17 protein-coding genes are annotated in these 19,223 nt (G+C 66.4%); 12 read left to right on the forward strand and 5 right to left on the reverse strand.

Going from position 1 to position 19,223, the window contains the following annotated elements; genetic code table 11:
* Nucleotides 1-2: 2 nt before the first annotated feature.
* Nucleotides 3-848, reverse strand: coding sequence for an AraC family transcriptional regulator (locus tag EYS21_RS01510; RefSeq protein WP_131131359.1), 846 nt, complete (start codon nucleotides 846-848; stop codon nucleotides 3-5).
* Nucleotides 849-952: 104 nt separating this feature from the next.
* Here EYS21_RS01510 and EYS21_RS01515 point away from each other — a divergent pair, with 104 nt between their 5' ends.
* The 4 genes from EYS21_RS01515 to groL all read left to right on the forward strand — a co-directional run bounded on the left by EYS21_RS01515 (nucleotide 953) and on the right by groL (nucleotide 4,392).
* Nucleotides 953-1,774, forward strand: coding sequence for a phytanoyl-CoA dioxygenase family protein (locus EYS21_RS01515; protein ID WP_165478240.1), 822 nt, complete (start codon nucleotides 953-955; stop codon nucleotides 1,772-1,774).
* 29 nt (nucleotides 1,775-1,803) lie between these two features.
* Entirely contained in the window at nucleotides 1,804-2,190 is a 387-nt protein-coding gene (locus EYS21_RS01520; protein ID WP_131131361.1) for a hypothetical protein, read from the forward strand.
* 220 nt (nucleotides 2,191-2,410) lie between these two features.
* On the forward strand, nucleotides 2,411-2,704 hold the full coding sequence (gene groES, locus EYS21_RS01525; protein ID WP_056344177.1) for a co-chaperone GroES: 294 nt from the start codon (nucleotides 2,411-2,413) through the stop codon (nucleotides 2,702-2,704).
* Between the two features lie 77 nt (nucleotides 2,705-2,781).
* Nucleotides 2,782-4,392 (forward strand): chaperonin GroEL, encoded by a 1,611-nt coding sequence (gene groL / locus EYS21_RS01530; RefSeq protein WP_131131362.1) that lies wholly within the window; start codon nucleotides 2,782-2,784, stop codon nucleotides 4,390-4,392.
* Nucleotides 4,393-4,451: 59 nt separating this feature from the next.
* Here the strand turns inward: groL and EYS21_RS01535 are convergent, their stop codons facing one another.
* Entirely contained in the window at nucleotides 4,452-5,051 is a 600-nt protein-coding gene (locus EYS21_RS01535; RefSeq protein WP_131131363.1) for a dihydrofolate reductase family protein, read from the reverse strand.
* Between the two features lie 76 nt (nucleotides 5,052-5,127).
* On the opposite strand from EYS21_RS01535, the gene EYS21_RS01540 reads away from it, so the two are divergent.
* From EYS21_RS01540 to EYS21_RS01555, 4 genes are all read left to right on the forward strand, one after another.
* Entirely contained in the window at nucleotides 5,128-6,651 is a 1,524-nt protein-coding gene (locus EYS21_RS01540; RefSeq protein ID WP_131131364.1) for an ATP-dependent DNA ligase, read from the forward strand.
* Nucleotides 6,652-6,757: 106 nt separating this feature from the next.
* Complete coding sequence (locus tag EYS21_RS01545; RefSeq protein WP_131131365.1) at nucleotides 6,758-8,395, forward strand: helix-turn-helix transcriptional regulator; 1,638 nt, start codon at nucleotides 6,758-6,760, stop codon at nucleotides 8,393-8,395.
* A gap of 94 nt (nucleotides 8,396-8,489) precedes the next feature.
* Entirely contained in the window at nucleotides 8,490-8,846 is a 357-nt protein-coding gene (locus EYS21_RS01550) for a hypothetical protein (RefSeq protein ID WP_242633230.1), read from the forward strand.
* A complete protein-coding gene (locus EYS21_RS01555) occupies nucleotides 8,846-9,952 on the forward strand; it encodes an NAD(P)-binding domain-containing protein (RefSeq protein ID WP_131131366.1) in 1,107 nt (368 codons plus the stop codon). The genes EYS21_RS01550 and EYS21_RS01555 overlap by 1 nt, the downstream gene beginning before the upstream one ends.
* On the opposite strand, the gene EYS21_RS01560 is transcribed toward EYS21_RS01555, so the two are convergent.
* Entirely contained in the window at nucleotides 9,921-10,889 is a 969-nt protein-coding gene (locus EYS21_RS01560; protein WP_242633231.1) for a DUF389 domain-containing protein, read from the reverse strand. The two genes, EYS21_RS01555 and EYS21_RS01560, sit on opposite strands and share 32 nt — an antisense overlap.
* A gap of 137 nt (nucleotides 10,890-11,026) precedes the next feature.
* Between EYS21_RS01560 and EYS21_RS01565 the strand changes: the two genes are divergently transcribed.
* From EYS21_RS01565 to EYS21_RS01575, 3 genes are all read left to right on the forward strand, one after another.
* Nucleotides 11,027-13,096, forward strand: a complete 2,070-nt coding sequence (locus EYS21_RS01565) for an acyltransferase family protein (protein ID WP_242633232.1) — start codon at nucleotides 11,027-11,029, stop codon at nucleotides 13,094-13,096.
* A gap of 216 nt (nucleotides 13,097-13,312) precedes the next feature.
* Complete coding sequence (guaB, locus tag EYS21_RS01570; protein WP_131131368.1) at nucleotides 13,313-14,824, forward strand: IMP dehydrogenase; 1,512 nt, start codon at nucleotides 13,313-13,315, stop codon at nucleotides 14,822-14,824.
* 92 nt (nucleotides 14,825-14,916) lie between these two features.
* On the forward strand, nucleotides 14,917-16,776 hold the full coding sequence (locus tag EYS21_RS01575; RefSeq protein ID WP_131131369.1) for an ABC transporter ATP-binding protein: 1,860 nt from the start codon (nucleotides 14,917-14,919) through the stop codon (nucleotides 16,774-16,776).
* A 16-nt stretch (nucleotides 16,777-16,792) separates the two neighbouring features.
* Here EYS21_RS01575 and EYS21_RS01580 read toward each other — a convergent pair whose 3' ends face one another.
* Both EYS21_RS01580 and EYS21_RS01585 read right to left on the reverse strand, forming a co-directional pair.
* Nucleotides 16,793-17,368, reverse strand: coding sequence for a hypothetical protein (locus EYS21_RS01580; RefSeq protein WP_131131370.1), 576 nt, complete (start codon nucleotides 17,366-17,368; stop codon nucleotides 16,793-16,795).
* 59 nt (nucleotides 17,369-17,427) lie between these two features.
* Entirely contained in the window at nucleotides 17,428-17,931 is a 504-nt protein-coding gene (locus EYS21_RS01585; RefSeq protein ID WP_131131371.1) for a hypothetical protein, read from the reverse strand.
* 54 nt (nucleotides 17,932-17,985) lie between these two features.
* Here EYS21_RS01585 and EYS21_RS01590 point away from each other — a divergent pair, with 54 nt between their 5' ends.
* Nucleotides 17,986-19,122 carry a GuaB3 family IMP dehydrogenase-related protein gene (locus EYS21_RS01590; protein ID WP_131131372.1) on the forward strand — a complete coding sequence of 379 codons (1,137 nt, stop codon included), beginning with the start codon at nucleotides 17,986-17,988 and terminating at the stop codon, nucleotides 19,120-19,122.
* Nucleotides 19,123-19,223: the final 101 nt, after the last annotated feature.

The following is a 19,223-nucleotide window of genomic DNA, read 5'->3' on the forward strand; positions in this document are numbered from 1 at the left end:
GCCTAGTTGAAATACTGCAGCGGTTCAGGGTGGCCGTTTCCCGACGATGCGACCGGTCCGGGGATTCCGGCGAGGCGGAAGGCGGAGGGGGAGAGCCCGGACCATGACTTGAACCGGCGGGAAAAGTAGAGCGGGTCCGCGTAACCTACGGCCGCCGCTACGTCCGCTACGGCCATGGATGTCAGAGCCAGAAGGTCCGCAGCGGTGGAGTGCCTGATCCGGGCCACGTAGGCCTGCGGGCTCAGCCCCACTGCGGCGATGAAGTGCCGGTGAAGCTGGGCCGGCGAGTAGGTGGCCTGGCTGCACAATTCGTGGAGCGGGAGGGGCCGGTGGAGGTTCTCCGCGATCCAGGCGAACAGCGCTTCCAGCTTGGGCTCCCCGGCGGAGGGTTGTCCCTGCGCCGCGCACCGGTCCAGGATGGTGCCCAGGAGACCCAGCAGTTCCCCACTGAGGGCCCGGGACTCCCGGGGTGCGGGGCTCTGCTGTGCATGGGTGAGGACTCCCATGAATCTTCGGTACATGGCCTGGTCATCGCGCACGGTCAGCCGCTGGCCCGCTGCCATGAATTCCGCGTGGACCGCCGCGGCTGCGGAGCCGTCAAAATGCACCCACAGCCAATGCCAGTCACCGGTGGCGGGGGCTGCGTACGAGTGCGGGACCGACGGCGGGAACATCAGGACCCTGCCCCTGCCTGCCGTAAGGCGTTCACCGGCAAGGTCGCCGTGGATTGCCCCGTCGATGACCCAGACCAGGAGATAGTCCCCGGGGTTGTCCCGGTGGACCGGCGGCATCGGTATGTTGCGGAACGAACCGGAGGCGCGCCAGTGCAGCAAATCAGTGAAGGCCATGGATCAAGGATAAGAAAATCCATGAGATTGAGAAGCGGTGCCATGCCGCCGGGCAACGGTAAATCGGATGATTGAAGCCCGCCGGATAAAAGAGGATGAGAAGAATGCACGCAGAACCAGCCGCCTACCAGCTCTCGCAGGACCAGGTCATGGCCTACCACCACACCGGATTCACGGTAGCCAAAGCGCTCTTCAGCGCCGCAGAAGTAGCCGAATGCAAAAACCACTTCGACGCGCTCGCCGACGCCGGGGTTCCCATCGAGGGGCACTGGTCCCCGCAGGCCGGCGAGGATCCGCTGGCCCGCTACCCGCGGATGTTCCATCCACACCTGTTTGATGAGGGCAGCAAAAAACGGCTGCTGGATCCGCGCGTGAAGTCGGTGCTGACCCAACTTATGGATGACGAGCCGATCGCCGTCCAGTCCATGTACTACTTCAAGCCGCCAGGAGCCCGCGGGCAGGCCTTCCACCAGGATAACTATTTCCTGAAAATCAAGCCCCAGTCATGCCTGGCGGCATGGCTGGCCATCGACCACTCCACCCCGGAAAACGGTGGCCTGCAGCTCTGTCCAGGAACGCAGGACATGGAGGTGCTGTGCCCGGAACCTGCAGACCTCACCGAGAGCTTCACCAAGGAACATGTGAAGCCACCGGAGGGCCACGAGCCGGTCAAGCTCTCCCTGGAGCCCGGCGACGTTCTGCTGTTCAACGGCAGCGTGGTCCACGGCTCGGATGCCAACCGGACCACCGATCAGTGGCGCCGGTCCTTCATTTCCCACTACATGCCGGCATCGGCCTCCCACGTAGGGCGATGGTATGCCCCGGCCATGATGGATTTCGACGGAAACCCCACAGCCCGGGCCAGCAACGAAGACGGCGGGCCCTGCGGATCCCAGGGTGAGGACCAGGAATCCGCGATCCACTGAAGTTATCTGATGCCGATAGGGTTGAAGGCATGGAAGAGCGCGCAGGCCTACAGCCGTCCGAACAGCCACATCCGAACCACCCAGGCCTGGTGAAGTTCGCCCGTCCCGCACTGATCGCGGGCGCTGCCGTGGCGGTGGTCTGCACGGCGCTGCTGGTGATCATCTTCTTCCTGGACACCTTCAACGCCACGGTCTACTCCGTGGGCGGCAAAAACATTCAGGACGCCACCGACGAGGCGCGCGAGATCAGGGACCTCTACGCAGGGGCCCAGCTAGGCGGCATTATCCTGCTGGTGGTTTCCCTGCTGGCCGCTGTAGCCGGCGCCGTTGTCCTCTATCTCCAGCGGGGCAACGGCGAAGACGAGGGCAACGAAGGTGACGAGGACGTCGATTTCGATGACCTCGCCGGGCGCTGAGGCTGGCCGGGGACTGTTCACTGGGGGCAAAATTCTGGCACTCGCCTTGACCGAGTGCTAACCAAAACATAGAGTCATCATTAGCACTCTCCCTAGGAGGGTGCTAACACATGACGAGCTGCCAGCCAGGCTGCTGCCGGCACCGCGACGACGGTTTGCCAGCCATGGCGAAACAGCTCAACTGTCCACAAATTTCGCTGACGTAGAAGGAGAGGTCCGAGTGTCGGTCTCTATTAAGCCTCTTGAGGATCGTATTGTTGTCCGCCCGCTCGAAGCCGAGCAGACCACGGCTTCCGGCCTGGTTATCCCGGACTCCGCACAGGAGAAGCCGCAGGAGGGTGAAGTTGTTGCAGTAGGCCCCGGCCGCTTCGAAGACGGCAACCGCGTTCCTGTCGACGTAGCCGTTGGCGACGTTGTTATCTACTCCAAGTACGGCGGAACCGAAGTCAAGACCGGTGGCAACGAATACCTCGTGCTGTCCGCCCGCGACGTTCTGGCGATCGTCGTAAAGTAACTCTTTGGATCCCCGTGCCGCTGCTCCGTCCCTGACTGAACAGCAGCACGGGGTTTCTGTCTTGAAAGGACACAACCATGGCAAAGCAGCTTGCGTTTAACGACGCTGCCCGCCGGTCGCTTGAAGCCGGCATCGATAAGCTCGCCAATACTGTCAAGGTGACGCTCGGCCCCCGCGGCCGCAACGTCGTCCTCGACAAGAAGTGGGGCGCTCCCACAATCACCAACGACGGTGTCACCATTGCCCGTGAAATCGAACTGGACGACCCGTACGAGAACCTTGGCGCGCAGCTGGCCAAGGAAGTCGCCACGAAGACCAACGATGTTGCCGGTGACGGCACCACCACCGCCACCGTCCTGGCACAGGCACTGGTCAAGGAAGGCCTGCGCAACGTTGCTGCCGGCGCTGCCCCCGGCCAGATCAAGCGCGGCATCGAGGTTTCCGTTGAAGCCGTCGCCGCCCGCCTGCTCGAGAACGCCCGTCCGGTTGAGGGCACCCAGGTTGCCAGCGTTGCAGCCATCTCCGCCCAGAGCGACGAAATCGGCGAGCTCCTCGCCGAGGCATTCGGCAAGGTCGGCAAGGATGGTGTGATCACCATCGAGGAGTCCTCCACCACGCAGACCGAACTGGTCCTCACCGAAGGCATGCAGTTCGACAAGGGCTACCTGTCCCCGTACTTCGTCACCGACGCAGAACGCCAGGAAGCCGTCCTCGAAGACGCCCTCATCCTGATCAACCAGGGCAAGATCTCCTCGGTCCAGGACTTCCTGCCGCTGCTGGAGAAGGCGCTGCAGAGCTCCAAGCCGCTGTTCATCATTGCCGAAGACGTCGACGGCGAGGCACTGTCCACGCTGATCGTCAACCGCATCCGCGGCACCCTGAACGTGGTTGCCGTCAAGGCTCCGGGCTTCGGCGACCGCCGCAAGGCCATGCTGCAGGACATCGCCACCCTGACCGGTGCGCAGGTTGTCTCCCCGGAACTGGGCCTGAGCCTGGACACCGTTGGCCTTGAGGTGCTGGGTACCGCCCGCCGCATCACGGTCACCAAGGACAACACCACCATCGTTGACGGCGCCGGTTCCGCAGAAGACGTCGCAGCCCGGGTTTCCCAGCTGCGCGCCGAGCTGACCCGCACCGACTCCGACTGGGACAAGGAAAAGCTGCAGGAACGCCTGGCCAAGCTGGCCGGCGGCATCGGCGTGATCAAGGTTGGCGCAGCCACCGAGGTTGAGCTGAAGGAAAAGAAGCACCGCATCGAAGATGCTGTGTCCTCCACCCGCGCCGCCCTCGAAGAAGGCATCGTGGCCGGCGGCGGTTCCGCGCTGATCCACGCCCTGAAGGCACTCGACGAGGACCCTGCAGTCAAGGCCCTCGAAGGCGACGCCGCAGCCGCTGTGGGCATCGTCCGCCGCGCCCTGGTCCAGCCGCTGCGCTGGATCGCCCAGAACGCCGGGTTCGACGGTTACGTTGTCACGGCCAAGGTTGCAGAGCTCGAAACCAACAACGGTTTCAACGCCAAGTCCGGCGTGTACGAGGACCTGATCGGCGCCGGTGTCATCGACCCGGTCAAGGTCACCCGTGCAGCCCTGCGCAACGCAGCGTCCATCGCCGCGCTGGTCCTCACCACCGAGACCCTCGTGGTGGAGAAGCCGGCTGACGAAGACGAGCACGCAGGCCACAGCCACTGAGCTGAAACTGCCACATAAAGAACCGGTCCAGCTTCGGCTGGGCCGGTTTTTTGTCGTCCTTAGACCGCCATCTCCTGGGTCTCAACCTCGCCTGCGCGCTCGTAGACCAGCGACACCGCCCCCTTCGGGAAGCTGCGCGCCGGCTCGGCGAGGCGGAAGGAAGCTGGGACAGTCCCGGCGTCGAAGAGGCGCTTGCCCTGCCCAAGGGTGATCGGATAAAGCCAGAAATGAAGGCGGTCGATCACGTTTGCCGCCAGCAGCGAACGGATGAGGACGCCGCTGCCGAACATGTGCACCTGGCCGTACTCCTCGCGAAGCCGGCCTGCGGCCGCGGCATCCGGCAGCACTGTGGTTCCGGCCCAGCCCGGGGCGGTCAGGGTCTTGGAGACAACGAACTTGGGCACCCGGTTGAGCGTGCCGCCGATGTCGTCTGACTGGTGCGGCCAGTACGCGGCGAAGATGTCGTAGGTCTTCCGGCCGAGAAGCAGGGCATCGATGCGTTCGATCTCGGCGCCGATGGCCGCGCCGGCTTCGTCATCGGACACGGGCGCCTGCCAGCCACCGAGGGCGAAGCCGCCGTCAGTGTCTTCTTCGCGGCCGCCGGGCGCCTGGTAGACGCCGTCGAGGGTGATGAACATGTTCGCGACGATGATTCCCATGCGTCCAGTCTGGAACTGCGTTCCGGCACTGTCCAGAGCCGGCGGCCGGCATCGGCCGGCGTGGCAGACTGTTGCCATGCTGCTCGACGAGCTCGTACGAACCACGGATGCCGTCGCGTCCACCCGCTCCCGGCTCGCGAAGGTTGATGCCCTGGCCGGCCTGCTGCGCCGGCTCGAGCCCGCGGACATCGCGACGGCGGTTGGGCTGCTCATTGCCCGGCCGCGGCAGGGCCGGGTAGGGGTCGGCTGGCGCGGCATGGGAGCGGCCATGGGGGAGCCGGCCGCCGAACCGAGCCTTACTGTCGCCGACCTCGACGCCGCCCTGGACCGGCTGCTCGTCACCGCAGGTGCCGGATCGGCGGCGGAGCGCGCCGCCACCCTCCGGACGCTCACGGCGGCAGCCACCGAACGCGAGCAGGCATTCATTTCCGGTGTGCTGCTCGGTGAGCTGCGTACCGGTGCGCTGGAGGGGGTGCTGACGGATGCCGTTGCACGCGCCGCTGACCGGCATGTCGACGCGGTGCGCCGCGCTGCGATGCTCTCCGGCGATCTTGGCGGGACCGCCCTGCTGGCGATCACGGGCACGGCCGCCCAGCTGGACGCCGTCGGCCTCGTCGTCGGCCGTCCCGTGCAGCCCATGCTCGCCGCAACCGCGGCGAACGCCAGCGCGGCGCTGGAGGTCACGGGGGAGGCATCCGTGGAGTACAAGCTCGACGGCGCCCGCATCCAGGTGCATCGCATCGGCGACGAGGTGCGCATCTTCACCCGCACCCTGGCCGACGTAACCCACCGGCTGCCCGAGGTGGTGGAGGTGGTGCGCGGACTGCAGGTCCGCGATGTGATCCTCGATGGCGAGACCCTGGCCCTCGACGAAGACGGCGGACCGCGGCCGTTCCAGGAGACCATGTCGCGGTTCGGCGCGGATGCGGTGCGCGCCACAGTGCTGCATCCGTGGTTCTTCGACGTGCTGCACCTCGACGGGCGCGACCTTCTTGACGAGCCGCTGTCAACGCGCATTGGTGTGCTCGAACGCATCGCCCCGGAACACCGGATCCCGGGGGAGATCACGGCGGATGCGGCTGTTGCTGAGCGGGTGTCGCGCGATGCGCTCGCCGCGGGCCACGAGGGCGTGGTGGTGAAAGCGGTCGGATCGGCCTACGCGGCCGGCCGGCGTGGTTCCAACTGGATCAAAGTGAAGCCGGTCCTCACTTATGACCTGGTAGTGCTGGCCTGCGAGTGGGGCTCAGGACGGCGCACGGGGCTGCTGTCGAACCTGCACCTCGGAGCACTCGACCCGACCGGCGAGTTCGGCGAACCCGGCGGTTACGTGATGGTGGGCAAGACATTCAAGGGCCTCACCGACGCGCTGCTGCGCTGGCAGACCGGGAGGTTCCAGGAGCTCGAAACGCGGCGCACGGCGGGCACCGTCTGGGTGGAGCCCGTCACCGTGGTCGAGATCGCGATCGACGGGGTACAGAATTCCCCGCGGTACCCGGGCGGAATCGCCCTCCGGTTCGCACGGGTCAAGCGCTACCGCGACGACAAGACAGCGGCAGAGGCAGACACCATCCAGACGCTGCGCGCGCTGCTGCGTTCGTAGGTTGTGCGGGTTCTCCGGCGGGCGTACCGTGGCGCTTAAGTAGCGCCGTGCCCATCGTGCGGCGTGGCCAACCGGCTGGGCGGGCAGGTATCCGAAAGGAGGCCGGATGTCAGCTGAGACGGGCATCGACCAAGGCAGGGCAGCGTTCCGCGAGAACCGCTGGACCGATGCCTTCGAGAACTTGCGTGACGCCGACCGGCGCGGCGGACTGCCGGCACCAGACCTTGACAGGCTCGCCATCGCGGAAATCCTGACCGGCAACACGGCTGCCGGCCTGGACACCCTCACCCGGGCGCACGAGGAGTACCTCGTCGTCGGAGACGTCGTCGGCGCCGCCCGGTGTGCCGGCTGGATGGGGATGCAGCTGATGAACCTGGGGGAGGCAGCGCGGGCCGGAGGTTGGTTTGCCCGTGGCCAGAGGCTGGTGGATGAACTGGCCGAGCCCGACGCCGTGCAGGGCCTCTTGCTCGTTCCGATGGGCCTGGGCAAGCTCTACGGCGGTGATCCTGTAGGCGCCCTGCAGGTCTTCACCCAGGTTGCGGACTTCGGCCAACGGTTCCAGGACAAAGACCTGTCCGCGCTGGCCCTCCTCGGGACCGGCCAGGCGACACTGATGCTTGGACACCCCGAAGAGGGCCTCCGGATGTTCGACGAGGTCATGGTGGCCGTGACGGCGGGGGAGCTGTCGGCGATCCCGTCAGGAATTATCTACTGCGCAGTGATTGGCAACTGCCACCTGGCCTTCGACCTGGAGCGGGCATTGCAATGGACGGCCGCCCTGGACCGCTGGTGCAACGCCCGCCCCGACATGGTGGCGTTCAGCGGCCAGTGCCAGTCACACCGCGCGGAAATCTTCCGGCTGCACGGGGCCTGGGCTGAAGCGATGGAGGCTGCGGCCGCGGCCCAGGGACGCTCCACCCGGGGTGACCCGCAGGCAATGTACGGGGGCTACTACCAGCAGGGCGAAGTGCAGCGGCTCACCGGCCAACTGGAAGCCGCCGATGCTTCCTACCGTGAGGCGGCCCGAAGCGGCTATGAGCCCCAGCCTGGCCTTGCGCTCCTCCTGTTGGCGCGGGGGGACGTGCAGCAGGCACAGGTGATGGTCCGCAGGGCAGCCGGCGTGGCTGACGTCGCCACCCGCCGGAACCTGTTGCCGGCACTGGTGGAGATCGAACTGGCTGCCTCCGACCTTGAGGCGGCACGGCGGGGCGCGGACGAGCTGGAGGCCTTTGCCCGCGAATGCCCCATGCCCATGGTCCGGGCGGTTGCCGCGCAGGCCGACGGCGCTGTCCGCCGCGCTGCAGGCGACCCGGCGGGTGCATCACAAGCCCTGCGGCAGGCCTGGAACCTCTGGCTTGAACTCGGGGTGCCCTACGAGGCGGCCCGCTGCCGGGTATTGATCGGGCGTGCGTGCCGCGCGCTCGGCGATGAGCCTTCGGCGCTGATGGACTTTGAAGCAGCACATGCCGAGTTCCTGGAGCTGGGCGCAGGGCCGGCCGCCGCCTGGGCCGCGTCGCTCATGCGGGAACGCACCGACGCCGCTGCCAAGGGCCCGCTGTCCCCAAGGGAAACGGAAGTTCTTCGGCTTGTGGCGTCCGGAGAGGGCAACCGGGCGATAGCCGCCGAACTGTATCTGAGCGAAAAGACGGTTGCCCGGCACCTCAGCAACATCTTCCTGAAGCTGGGCGTTTCGTCCCGCACGGCTGCCACGCGGTATGCGTTCGAGCACGGGCTGGCGGGATAAGGGCGGGCTGCACAAAAATACCCATACAGCCCCCGTGCAGAGTTACATGTTTTGTCCGACGCGGTCGGGCTGGCCCCGATCGTAGCCTCAAAGCATGAACCTTCCAGTCCTTGCCGGCACCCTTTCGACGGTGCTGTTTGCCTTGGGAATGCTGCCGATGCTGGTGAAAGCGGCCCGCACCCGGGACCTCGCCTCGTACAGCCTGGGGAACCTGGTCCTGAGCAATGTGGCCAATGCCGTTCACTCCATCTACGTCTTCAACCTGCCCGCCGGCCCCATCTGGGCCCTCCACCTGGCCTACGTCCTGGCATCCGCCCTGATGCTGGCCTGGTGGTGGCGCTACAGGGAGACGGGACGCGAAGCCGACGGCGGCACAACGGCCGGACGGACGGCAGTCCGCACGGAGGGTTCAGCCCTAGGAATCAACCTCAGCGAAAAAGGAGCGCAGTGATGAACGACAACGATCTGACCGGCATGCTGGACACGATGATCATCGGCGGCGGCCAAGCCGGCCTGGCCATGGGTTACTACCTGAACGAACAACAACGGAGCTTCCTGATCCTGGATGCCAACGGCCGGCCGGGAGACGCCTGGCGCCAGCGCTGGGATTCGCTCCGGGTGTTTACTCCCGCCAAGTACAACGGACTGCCGGGCGTCCCGTTCCCGGCGGATCCGCTGACCTTCCCCACCAAGGATGAAGTCGCCGGATACCTTGAAGGCTACGCCGCGCGGTTCGACCTGCCAGTGCTCAACGGCGTCCGCATCGAACGGCTGTGGCGGGAAGGTGACCGTTACATCGCCGCCGCCAACGGCCGGCGCTGGGAGGCGCGCAACGCCGTCGTCGCCACAGGATGCACCCAGGAACCCAAGGTGCCCGTCTTCGCCGCGGAACTGGCGCCGTCCATCGTGCAGCTCCACTCCAGCGAGTACCGGAACCCCCAGCAGTTGCAGGAGGGTCCGGTCCTGGTGGTGGGACTCGGGAACTCGGGGGCGGAGATCGGCATCGAAGTAGCCCGGACGCATCCCACCACCGTGGCTGGCAAGCCCGGCGGCGAGATCCCGGTAAAGCACGGCCGGACCGCGGCGCGATACTTCCTGCCGATAGTGCGGTTCATTGAGTTGAACGTCCTCACTCTAGGCAATCCCCTCGGGCGCATAGCGGCACCAAAATTCAAGGCACACGCAGAACCCCTGGTCCGGACGAAGACCAAGGACCTGGTGGCCGCGGGCGTCAGGCGCGTGCCGCGGGTCGCCGGAGTGGAGAACGGGCTGCCCGTCCTGGCGGACGGGACCCGGCTTGAAGTCGCCAACGTCATCTGGTGCACCGGGTTCAAGGATGATTTCAGCTGGATAGATCCGGCACTGCTCGACGACGGCGCTTTGCCCCGGCAGGAGCGTGGCGTTGCGCTTGACTCGCCCGGGCTGTTCTTCCTGGGCCAGGAGTTTATGTACGCGGCCTTTTCGGCCACCCTTCCGGGCGTCAGCCGTGACGCCCGCTACCTGGCCGGAAGAATCCCCGCTTCCGTCAGCCGCGAGTCCGCCGCATCTTCCACCTAAGCCCGCGCGCCGTGTCCTCGGGCAGCCGGCTGGACACGAGCCGGTAGAAGACCAGCACGGCTACGGCAGAGGCCACGATCCCCACCAGGTTGACCAAAAGCTGCAGCGCCGAACCTGCAGCTTTCTGGTATTCACCGAGGACCAGCGCCACTGCGACGAATCCTGCCGCCGGCACGGTGGTCACCGAGATGAAAACACCAATGAGGGCGGCCGAACGCCGGCTGATCACCGAGAGCATTCCGGCCGCCCCCGCCAGCACAGCAACGATCAGTGAGTACGGTCCCGGGTGGTAGATGAACTCCACCGCGGAACCTGAGTCCAGGACGTTTGCCGGAAAGAGCCCCAACGGCACGGACAGCCAGGCGCTCAGCGCCGCCAGCAGCATGGCCACCGGGAAACCAACGGCCAGTGCGACGGCGGCGCGGCGCCCCAGCCGCCAGCGTCCCCTTGCCAGGGCGACGGCGAGGGCGGCCAGCGGGCCGAACTCCGGGCCCACCGCCATGGCACCGACGATCGCGATCGTCGAGTTGGTCACGATCCCGATGGCGGCCAGCTGCGTTGCCAGCACAAGGAAGGCGAGGTAGCTCCAGGTCAGCCGGGAGTCCTCACCGGTCTGCCGCGTCACCTCATCCCAGATCAGGGCGTCCGCCCCGTCGCCCGGCGCAGCGTTTTCCGCCTCGTCCGCGCGCCGGGACAGGACCAGTTCGGGCGAGGAGACGGAAATCGACCCAGTCTCGTGCACCTTGAGGACGTGCAGTTTCTCCAGCAGCTCCTCCACCGCCTCGCGGGCGACCTGGACCTCGATGACATCGCCGGGAGGCAGGACGGACGCCCCGGCAAGAACTGCCAGCCCGGCGCATCCGGTCTGCCCGGTACAGCATTCCTGCACAACGGCGGAGAGCTCTTCGGGAACACAAATTCGCATCTGGACAATCACGTCAGATCCCTTTCCTGGCCTGGGGACAGCATAGTTTCCCAGTGCTTCGGGACCGTTGACCGGCCGGCCCTGATTGGTCATCGAAAATACGGCTCGGTAGCATGGATGCTTTGGTTGCCCGCTGCGAGAGGTCTTTTGTGTCGACTGCGAGAACCACGGCCGCTCCCGGCCGTGCGAGCGAAGCGACCCCCAAAGGACGCAAAGCGACTTTCCGGCCCGAGGTCCAGGGGCTCCGGGCGCTCGCAGTACTGATGGTGGTGACCTACCACGTGTGGCTGGGGCGGGTCTCCGGCGGTGTGGACATCTTCCTGCTCATCTCAGCATTCCTGCTGACCCTTTCCTTCATCCGGAAGGTCGAAGCGGGCAAACCCTTGGAACTTATCCGGCACTGGCTGCACCTTTTCAAGCGGCTGCTGCCTGCCGCCGTCGTTGTCCTGCTGGGCATCCTGGCCGGCACGTGGCTGATGCTGCCGCAGAGCCGCTGGCCCGACATCCTGGACCAGGCCTGGGCCTCCCTGCTCTACCGGCAGAACTGGCTCCTGGCCGATACCGCCGTCGACTACTACGCCCAGGACCACTCCGGCGCCAGCCCGCTGCAGCACTTCTGGTCGCTGTCCATCCAGGGCCAGGTCTTCATCCTCTGGCCGCTGGTGTTCGCCGGTGCCGCGCTGGTGTGGCGGTGGCTTCGACGGCGGAGCAACGCCAGTTACCGGCTGGTCCTGGCGGCGGCATTCTCCGCGATCTTTCTGGCATCGCTGGCCTACTCGATCGAGCAGACAACCACCAACCAGGCCTATGCCTACTTCGACACCCGGACACGCCTGTGGGAATTTGCCCTCGGCTCCCTCCTGGCCCTGGTACTGCCGTACCTGAAGCCGGGCAAGGCGCTGCGCGTAATGCTCGGGTGGGCCGGCCTGGCCGCCATGGTGTCCTGCGGCCTGGTGCTAACCGTGGACCGCTCCTTTCCGGGATTCATTGCCCTGTGGCCCACCCTGGCCGCGGCCGCGATCATCGTCGCCGGCCAGAGCGGAAGCCGGTTCGGCGTGGACCGGCTCCTGAGCTGGAAGCCGTTGGTTGCCCTGGGCGACAACTCCTACGCCCTGTACCTGTGGCACTGGCCGGTGCTGGTCCTGGCGCTGGCCGCCACCGGGATCGTGACGCCCGGTCTCGGCCAGGGACTGGCCGTTGTCGCCGCGTCCGTCGTCCTCGCCGTGCTGACCACCCGCTTTGTGGAGAAGCCGCTCCGCGACTGGCACTGGCCGCAGAAGCGGTCCTGGCGCACCGCCGTCGTGATCGCTGCCTGCTGCGGGGTGCTCGCCGGCCCGGTGGCCGTGTGGCAAACCACGATCACCGCGGAGGAGGCAGCCGCGGCCGCGCAGCCGCGGGAGCTGACGCCGGGGGCTGCTTCACTTGCGCCGGAGAATGCCGGCAAACCCACCCCGGAAGCCCGGATCATTCCGGCACCGGCGGCGATGAAGGACGAATGGGCGGACATCGACGGCCTCTGCACCGACGCCAACGTGCCCTCGGACCCCCTGCTGGGCGGATGCCTGCAGAACACGAAACCGGAGACGGTGACCAAACGGATCGTGGTGCTGGGTGATTCCCACGCGCAGCAGTACATGGCCGCCCTCGGCCCGATCGCCAAGGACCGCGGCTGGGAAGTGGTGACCCTGCTCAAGGGCAACTGCCGCTTCGGCGCCGAATCGCCTGAACGCAATGAGGAGTGCAACGCCTTCAACAAGGCCAGCGCTGCATATGTGATGGAACACCGGCCGGACGCGGTATTCACCGTCGCTTCGCTGACCCACGCGGAGGCGCCGTTCGAAACCGAGGTTCCCGGTTACCTCGACGGCATCCGCCAGTTCACTGCGGCCGGGATGGATGTGGTGGGCGTCCGGGACAACCCGCGGTTCAGCATCAACATGCCGGAGTGCGTCCAGAAACATGGCGCAGACGCCCCGGAGTGCAACGCGCCGCTGAACGAGTCCCTCGCCGAATCGTCGCCGCTGGACAGCTACCGCGGCCAGATTGCGGGACTCCACCTGATGGACCTGAGCGACTTCATCTGCGCCGGCGGCACCTGCCCGGCCGTGGTGGGGAACGTGTACGTCTACAAGGACGACAACCACCTCACCAAGACCTACGTACAGAGCATGATCCCCATGTTCGAGCAGCGGCTGCTGGCGGCCACCGGCTGGACCTGAGGTTGCGTCAGGCTGGTGCCGTTGCTCACATTGCCGCCCCGGAATAGGGGGATCGGCGCCGAGGTTCTAATATTTACTCAACACTTTCTGCACTGAACCCGTGTACAAAAGTACCCCGCACCGCAACCCATGCACGGACCAGTCCCGTAATGACGGGCTGGTCATCAGCTGCAACCCCTACCCGTGAACCCCGCAACCAAGGTAAGAGGCGCACTCATGACCCAGCCCGCACACGATCCGTTCGGCTTTGTTGGCCTGACATACGACGACGTCCTGCTGCTCCCCGGCCACACCGACGTCATCCCCTCCGACGCCGACACCTCCTCCCGGATCTCCAAGCGGATCACGGTGCAGACCCCGCTGCTGTCCGCCGCGATGGACACCGTGACCGAATCCCGGATGGCCATCGCGATGGCCCGCCAGGGCGGCCTGGGCGTGGTGCACCGCAACCTGTCCATCCAGGACCAGGCCGACCAGGTGGACAGGGTCAAGCGCAGCGAGTCGGGAATGATCACCAACCCGCTGACCATCGGCCCTGAGGCCACACTGGCGGAACTGGACGAGATCTGCTCCCAGTACCGCGTTTCCGGACTGCCCGTGGTGGATGAGGGCATGCGGCTCCTCGGCATCGTCACCAACCGCGACACCCGCTTTGTGCCTGAAGCCGACTTCCCGCTGAGGCTGGTCAGCGACGTCATGACCAAAATGCCGCTGGTCACCGGCCACGTGGGCATCAGCCGCGAGGAAGCCTCGCACAAGCTGGCCACCAACAAGATCGAAAAGCTCCCGCTGGTAGACGAGCAGGGCCGCCTTAAAGGCCTGATCACCACCAAGGACTTCACCAAGGCCGAGCAGTACCCGCTCGCCACCAAGGACGAGGAAGGCCGCCTGCGCGTGGGCGCAGCCATCGGCTTCTTCGGCGACGGCTGGGAACGCGCCATGGCACTGGTGGACGCCGGCGTCGACGCCCTTTTCGTGGACACCGCCAACGGCCACTCGCAGGGCGTGCTGGACATGATCCGCCGCCTAAAGTCCGACCCCGTAGCGGCGCACGTGGACATCATCGGCGGCCAGGCCGCCACCCGTGAAGGCGCGCAGGCACTGATCGACGCCGGCGCCGACGGTATCAAGGTGGGCGTGGGCCCGGGCTCCATCTGCACCACCCGCGTGGTGGCCGGTGTGGGCGTCCCGCAGATCACCGCCATCTACGAATCCTCCAAGGCAGCCATCCCGGCCGGTGTTCCGCTGATCGCCGACGGCGGCCTGCAGTACTCCGGCGACATCGGCAAGGCGCTGGTTGCCGGCGCCGACACCGTGATGCTCGGCTCCCTGCTGGCTGGCTGTGACGAGTCCCCGGGCGAGCTGATCTTCGTCAACGGCAAGCAGTTCAAGAGCTACCGCGGCATGGGCTCGCTCGGCGCCATGCAGTCCCGCGGCAAGAACACGTCCTACTCGAAGGACCGCTACTTCCAGGCCGACGTTTCCGGCGACGACAAGCTGATCCCTGAGGGCATCGAAGGCCGTGTGGCCTACCGCGGGCCCCTGGCGTCTGTGGCCTACCAGCTCGTGGGTGGCCTGCGCCAGACCATGTTCTACGTCGGTTCCCCGACCATTCCGGAGCTGAAGGCGCGCGGCAAGTTTGTCCGCATCACCCCGGCCGGGCTCAAGGAATCGCACCCGCACGACATCCAGATGACGGTGGAGGCACCGAACTACGGTTCGCGCTGAGCGGCTTTGGCTGGTCCCATCCCCGGTGGTTGAGCCTGTCGAAACCTGGATCTCGGCAGGCTCGATCACCGGGGCCGAACTAGGCTGTAACCATGTCCCAACCCCACCATCCCGTTGAGCTGAACCCCAAACGGGATCCTAAACGGAAGCTCGCCGTCCGGCCGTATGCCCGGGCAGTGGCGCAGGTGCTGCGGGTCAGCTTCCGGGCCTCGCCGGCCGCCGTCGTGATGAAGGTAGTCGGCTCGCTCATTTCGGCGACGTTGCCGCTGGTCACCACGTATTTCGCCGCGCTGACCACCACGGCCCTGGCGGCCGCCTATTCCGGTGACGCTGCCGCCGGCCAGCAGGCGATCGTGTACGTCATCATCACCGCCGCCCTGGGACTGTTCTGGGGTGCGTTCAGCAGCGTGGACCGCTACATCCAGCAGCTCATGAGCTTCAAGGTCGGCGCCATCGTTGGCGACCTGATGTATGAGCGGTTCCTGGCGCTGGAATTCTGGCGGTACGACGACAAAGAGACCGTTGACCTCTACGACCGCGCCAAGCGGTTCTCTGACTCCTACGCCCGCGTCCTGGACCGGATAGCCGCGATCTTCACGCAGCTCGTGTCCGTGATCCTCGCCGTCGGCGCCCTGCTGCTGGTGAGCTGGTGGATCGCCGTCATCGTCCTGGTCGCGATCGTCCCGAGTGTGTACCTGCAGTTCAAGCTCTCCCGGGAGCAGATCGCGCACTGGAACACCCAGGTGGACTCGCGGCGCCAGCGCCGGATGATCGAGACCAACCTCCTGCGCCCGCAGCACATCGCCGAAATGCGGCTGTACGGGATCGTTGGCTACCTGATGGACTTCCGGTCCCGGCTGCGGGACGCGGACGAGCGCCGCCGGCTGGACTTCCAGAAGCGGTACATTCCGAAGCAGCTTGCCGCCGATGCCCTGCAGTACGGCGCCGAAGTGGTGTCGCTGATCTGGGTGGTCGGGCAGATCATCGCGCGGGCCCAGCCGGTGGGCCAGTTCCTGTACGTCCAGCAGATCGTCAGCCGCGCCCTGTCCACCGCCAACAACCTGGTGTCGTCACTGAGCTCCATCGACGAGGACCTCGCAAACCTCAAGGACTACGAACTGTTTATGGCGCTGCCCGTCCACTCCCGGCACGCGCCGCCGCTGCTGCATGCCCCCAAGACCGTGGAGCTGAAGGACATCCGCTTCACCTACACCGGCAGCGACATCGAGGTGATCCGCGGCATCAGCATGACCATCCGGGAAGGCCAGCACATCGCCATCGTGGGGGAGAACGGGGCCGGAAAGTCCACCCTCATCAGGATCCTGGCCGGGCTCTACGCCCCGGATTCAGGGCAGGTGATGCTCGACGGCGTGGACCTCGCCGCCGTCGACGTCACCTCCTGGCACCGCCACCTGGCAGTGTTGAGCCAGGAGTTCCTGAAGTACGAGTTCGCCACCGCCGCGGAGAACATCTACTTCGGCGACGTCGATGCCGCTAAGGACGACGGCCGGATCCGGCGCTCGGCCGAGGACGCCGAGGCCCTGGAGTTCATCAACAAGCTGCCCAACGGCCTGGACAACCACGTCAGCAACTGGATGGAGGATCCGCGCGGACGGAAGGGGAGCGGGCTCTCCGGCGGCCAGTGGCAGCGGCTGGCGATGGCCCGGAACTTCTACCGTAACGCAACGTTTATGGTGATGGACGAGCCCACCTCGGCCATCGACGCCCTCGCCGAACACCGGATCTTCACGAGGCTGTTCGCCGACCGCAGCAGCACGATCATTGCCATCAGCCACCGCCTGGCCACCATCGAAAAAGCGGACATTGTGTACATGCTCGAAGACGGCCGCATCGTGGAGCAGGGCACCCACAAGGAGCTGGTGGCGCTGCGGGGACGCTACTTCAGGATGTTCGAATCGCAGCTGAGCGTGGAAGAGCCCGAAGGGGTCTGAACGGCCCGCCGGCCACCTAGCGGCGGGCCAGCCAGTTGGCGTACAGGCGGTCCCGGTGCCGGTGAAGGTGACCTGAGTAGAGAAGTGCGGCGGCGATGGGCATCGGGAATACCGCCAGGGCGGCCAGCACAGGCATGATTTCCGGAGAAGTTCCCTGCGGGGCTGCGACCATAATTACCACCACGATCACGAGCATGCCAGTCACCGAGCTGATGGCCACTCCTGGCCCTGTCCGGATGTACAGTTCCGTGCGGGCGACATCCTCTGCCGGGCGGGGAGCTGTGCGGGTAAACCGAGAACCAATTGCTGCCAGCCAGCCGACGACGGATATCCCCAGTCCCAGGCCTGCCAAGACCAGGCCGTCCTCAGGATTTTGACCCGTAGCCGCCAGAACGGCTGCCTGCACCGCCCCGGGAATGGCGAACACCATTCCCATCCACCAGAACATAAAGACGCGGGCGCGTCGGTGGGCATACCCCAAAGCGTGGGGGGCCGATACCGTTGTAATGAAAGTGGCCGGACCGGTCATACGACGGCCGCCAGCAACGTCCGGACCGTCGCGCCGGGCTGCGCCGAAGACCGCTGGCGCCATGATGTCCCCCAATAATGTTCGCGGCGGCCATTGCCGTTCCGCCTCGCTAACAAACTATTTCATTTATTGGCCCGCCGTGATGGGGACATGTCCCCGTCGGCTGGCCCTTCAACGATGGTGGTCCGCACGCGGGCGATACCGGGCTGCGCCGGGACGCTGCTGAAACCGAACGTAACGGCGGGCATGACCGGCGCCAACGCACCCTGGTCCTGATCTTCCCAGACCGTGTGGGCTTCAGTAATGCAGTGGACGTCCGTAACGCCGTAGGACTCGCGCCGCCCGTTTCCTGCGGTCCCGGAGGTTCGGGCACCCGGGCTGAGGAGCCCCGCCAAGGGGTCCACAGACCGGAGCCACACCGGGTGGACCGCCAGCGGCCGCGGCACTGCCCGGAGGGCGAATCCAAGCGGCGTCCGGCTCCCGATCCGCTGCCCGTCAGGCAGCTGCACCATAACGTCCGCGAAGGCTCCCAACGGGGATTTATGCCACACCCCCACAACGGCCCGAAGCCCGGACTGTGCGCCGATGCCCGCGATGTGGCCATCGAAGGTCCACCGTTTGCCCATCCAGCAACTCTAGGCCGTCCGTGGTGAGGGCCCCGGCTGGGATAACCTAGAGCAGTGACTTACGAGATCGAGATCGGCCGTGGCAAGCGTGGGCGTCGTGCCTACTCCCTGGATGACATTGCGATTGTCCCTAACCGTCGTACCCGCGACCCCAAGGACGTTTCCGTGTCGTGGCAGATCGACGCGTACAAGTTCGACATGCCCGTCATCGCAGCACCGATGGACTCGGCCATGTCCCCGCAGACAGCCATCGCGCTTGGCCGCCTCGGCGGACTCGGGGTCCTGGACCTTGAGGGCCTCTGGACCCGGTACGAGGACCCGCAGCCGGTCCTGGACGAGATCGGTGCTCTCGAGGACGAGGTCAACAGCCCCGCAGTCACCGGACGGATGCAGGAACTGTACCGCGCGCCCATCCAGCCCGAGCTGATCACCTCGCGCCTCGCCGAGATCCGTGCCGCCGGCGTCACCGTGGCCGGCTCCCTGACCCCGCAGCGCACCCAGGAACACTACAAGACCGTGGTGGCTGCCGGCGTCGACATCTTTGTCATCCGCGGCACCACTGTGTCCGCCGAGCACGTGTCCAAGGACCACGAGCCGCTGAACCTCAAGCAGTTCATCTACGAACTCGACGTGCCCGTCATTGTGGGCGGCGCCGCCGGCTACACCCCGGCCCTGCACCTTATGCGCACCGGCGCTGCCGGCGTGCTCGTGGGCTTCGGCGGGGGAGCGACCACCACCACGCGCCGTGCCCTGGGCATCCACTCGCCGATGGCCTCGGCCATCTCCGACGTCGCTGCGGCCCGCCGGGACTACATGGACGAGTCCGGCGGACGTTACGTGCACGTGATTGCCGACGGCGGCATGGGAACCTCGGGCGACATCGTCAAGGCCATCGCGATGGGCGCCGACGCCGTGATGCTTGGGAGCGCACTGGCCCGCGCCGAAGAGGCGCCGGGCAAGGGCTGGCACTGGGGCCAGGAGGCCCACCACCTGGAACTTCCCCGCGGCGACCGGGCCAACGTTGGCACCGTCGGCTCCCTGGAGGAAGTTCTCTTCGGGCCCGGCCACCACACCAACGGCACATCCAACCTGATCGGCGCGCTGCGCCGCTCCATGGCCACCACCGGCTATTCGGACCTCAAGGAATTCCAGCGCGTCGACGTCGTCGTCTCGCCTTACTCAGGAAACTGACGTCCGGCGCGGGCCGGGTGCCGGACCCGGACCCGCCTGCCGAACCGTGCGGCTAGCAAGTAGTGTGGATTACTACCTGCACCAGCGGCATCGGAGGCGTT

Source organism: Arthrobacter sp. S39 (assembly GCF_004320525.1).
GTDB lineage: Bacteria > Actinomycetota > Actinomycetes > Actinomycetales > Micrococcaceae > Arthrobacter.

Bases quoted from the DNA above. Each gene is read 5' to 3' on its own strand.
- EYS21_RS01580 (WP_131131370.1), bottom strand. From the start codon at position 17,368: ATGGCGCCAGCGGTCTTCGGCGCAGCCCGGCGCGACGGTCCGGACGTT.
- EYS21_RS01550 (WP_242633230.1), top strand. From the start codon at position 8,490: ATGAACCTTCCAGTCCTTGCCGGCACCCTTTCGACGGTGCTGTTTGCC.
- EYS21_RS01545 (WP_131131365.1), top strand. From the start codon at position 6,758: ATGTCAGCTGAGACGGGCATCGACCAAGGCAGGGCAGCGTTCCGCGAG.
- EYS21_RS01585 (WP_131131371.1), bottom strand. From the start codon at position 17,931: ATGGGCAAACGGTGGACCTTCGATGGCCACATCGCGGGCATCGGCGCA.
- EYS21_RS01555 (WP_131131366.1), top strand. From the start codon at position 8,846: ATGAACGACAACGATCTGACCGGCATGCTGGACACGATGATCATCGGC.
- EYS21_RS01575 (WP_131131369.1), top strand. From the start codon at position 14,917: ATGTCCCAACCCCACCATCCCGTTGAGCTGAACCCCAAACGGGATCCT.
- EYS21_RS01520 (WP_131131361.1), top strand. From the start codon at position 1,804: ATGGAAGAGCGCGCAGGCCTACAGCCGTCCGAACAGCCACATCCGAAC.
- EYS21_RS01515 (WP_165478240.1), top strand. From the start codon at position 953: ATGCACGCAGAACCAGCCGCCTACCAGCTCTCGCAGGACCAGGTCATG.
- EYS21_RS01540 (WP_131131364.1), top strand. From the start codon at position 5,128: ATGCTGCTCGACGAGCTCGTACGAACCACGGATGCCGTCGCGTCCACC.
- groL (WP_131131362.1), top strand. From the start codon at position 2,782: ATGGCAAAGCAGCTTGCGTTTAACGACGCTGCCCGCCGGTCGCTTGAA.
- EYS21_RS01535 (WP_131131363.1), bottom strand. From the start codon at position 5,051: ATGGGAATCATCGTCGCGAACATGTTCATCACCCTCGACGGCGTCTAC.
- EYS21_RS01510 (WP_131131359.1), bottom strand. From the start codon at position 848: ATGGCCTTCACTGATTTGCTGCACTGGCGCGCCTCCGGTTCGTTCCGC.
- guaB (WP_131131368.1), top strand. From the start codon at position 13,313: ATGACCCAGCCCGCACACGATCCGTTCGGCTTTGTTGGCCTGACATAC.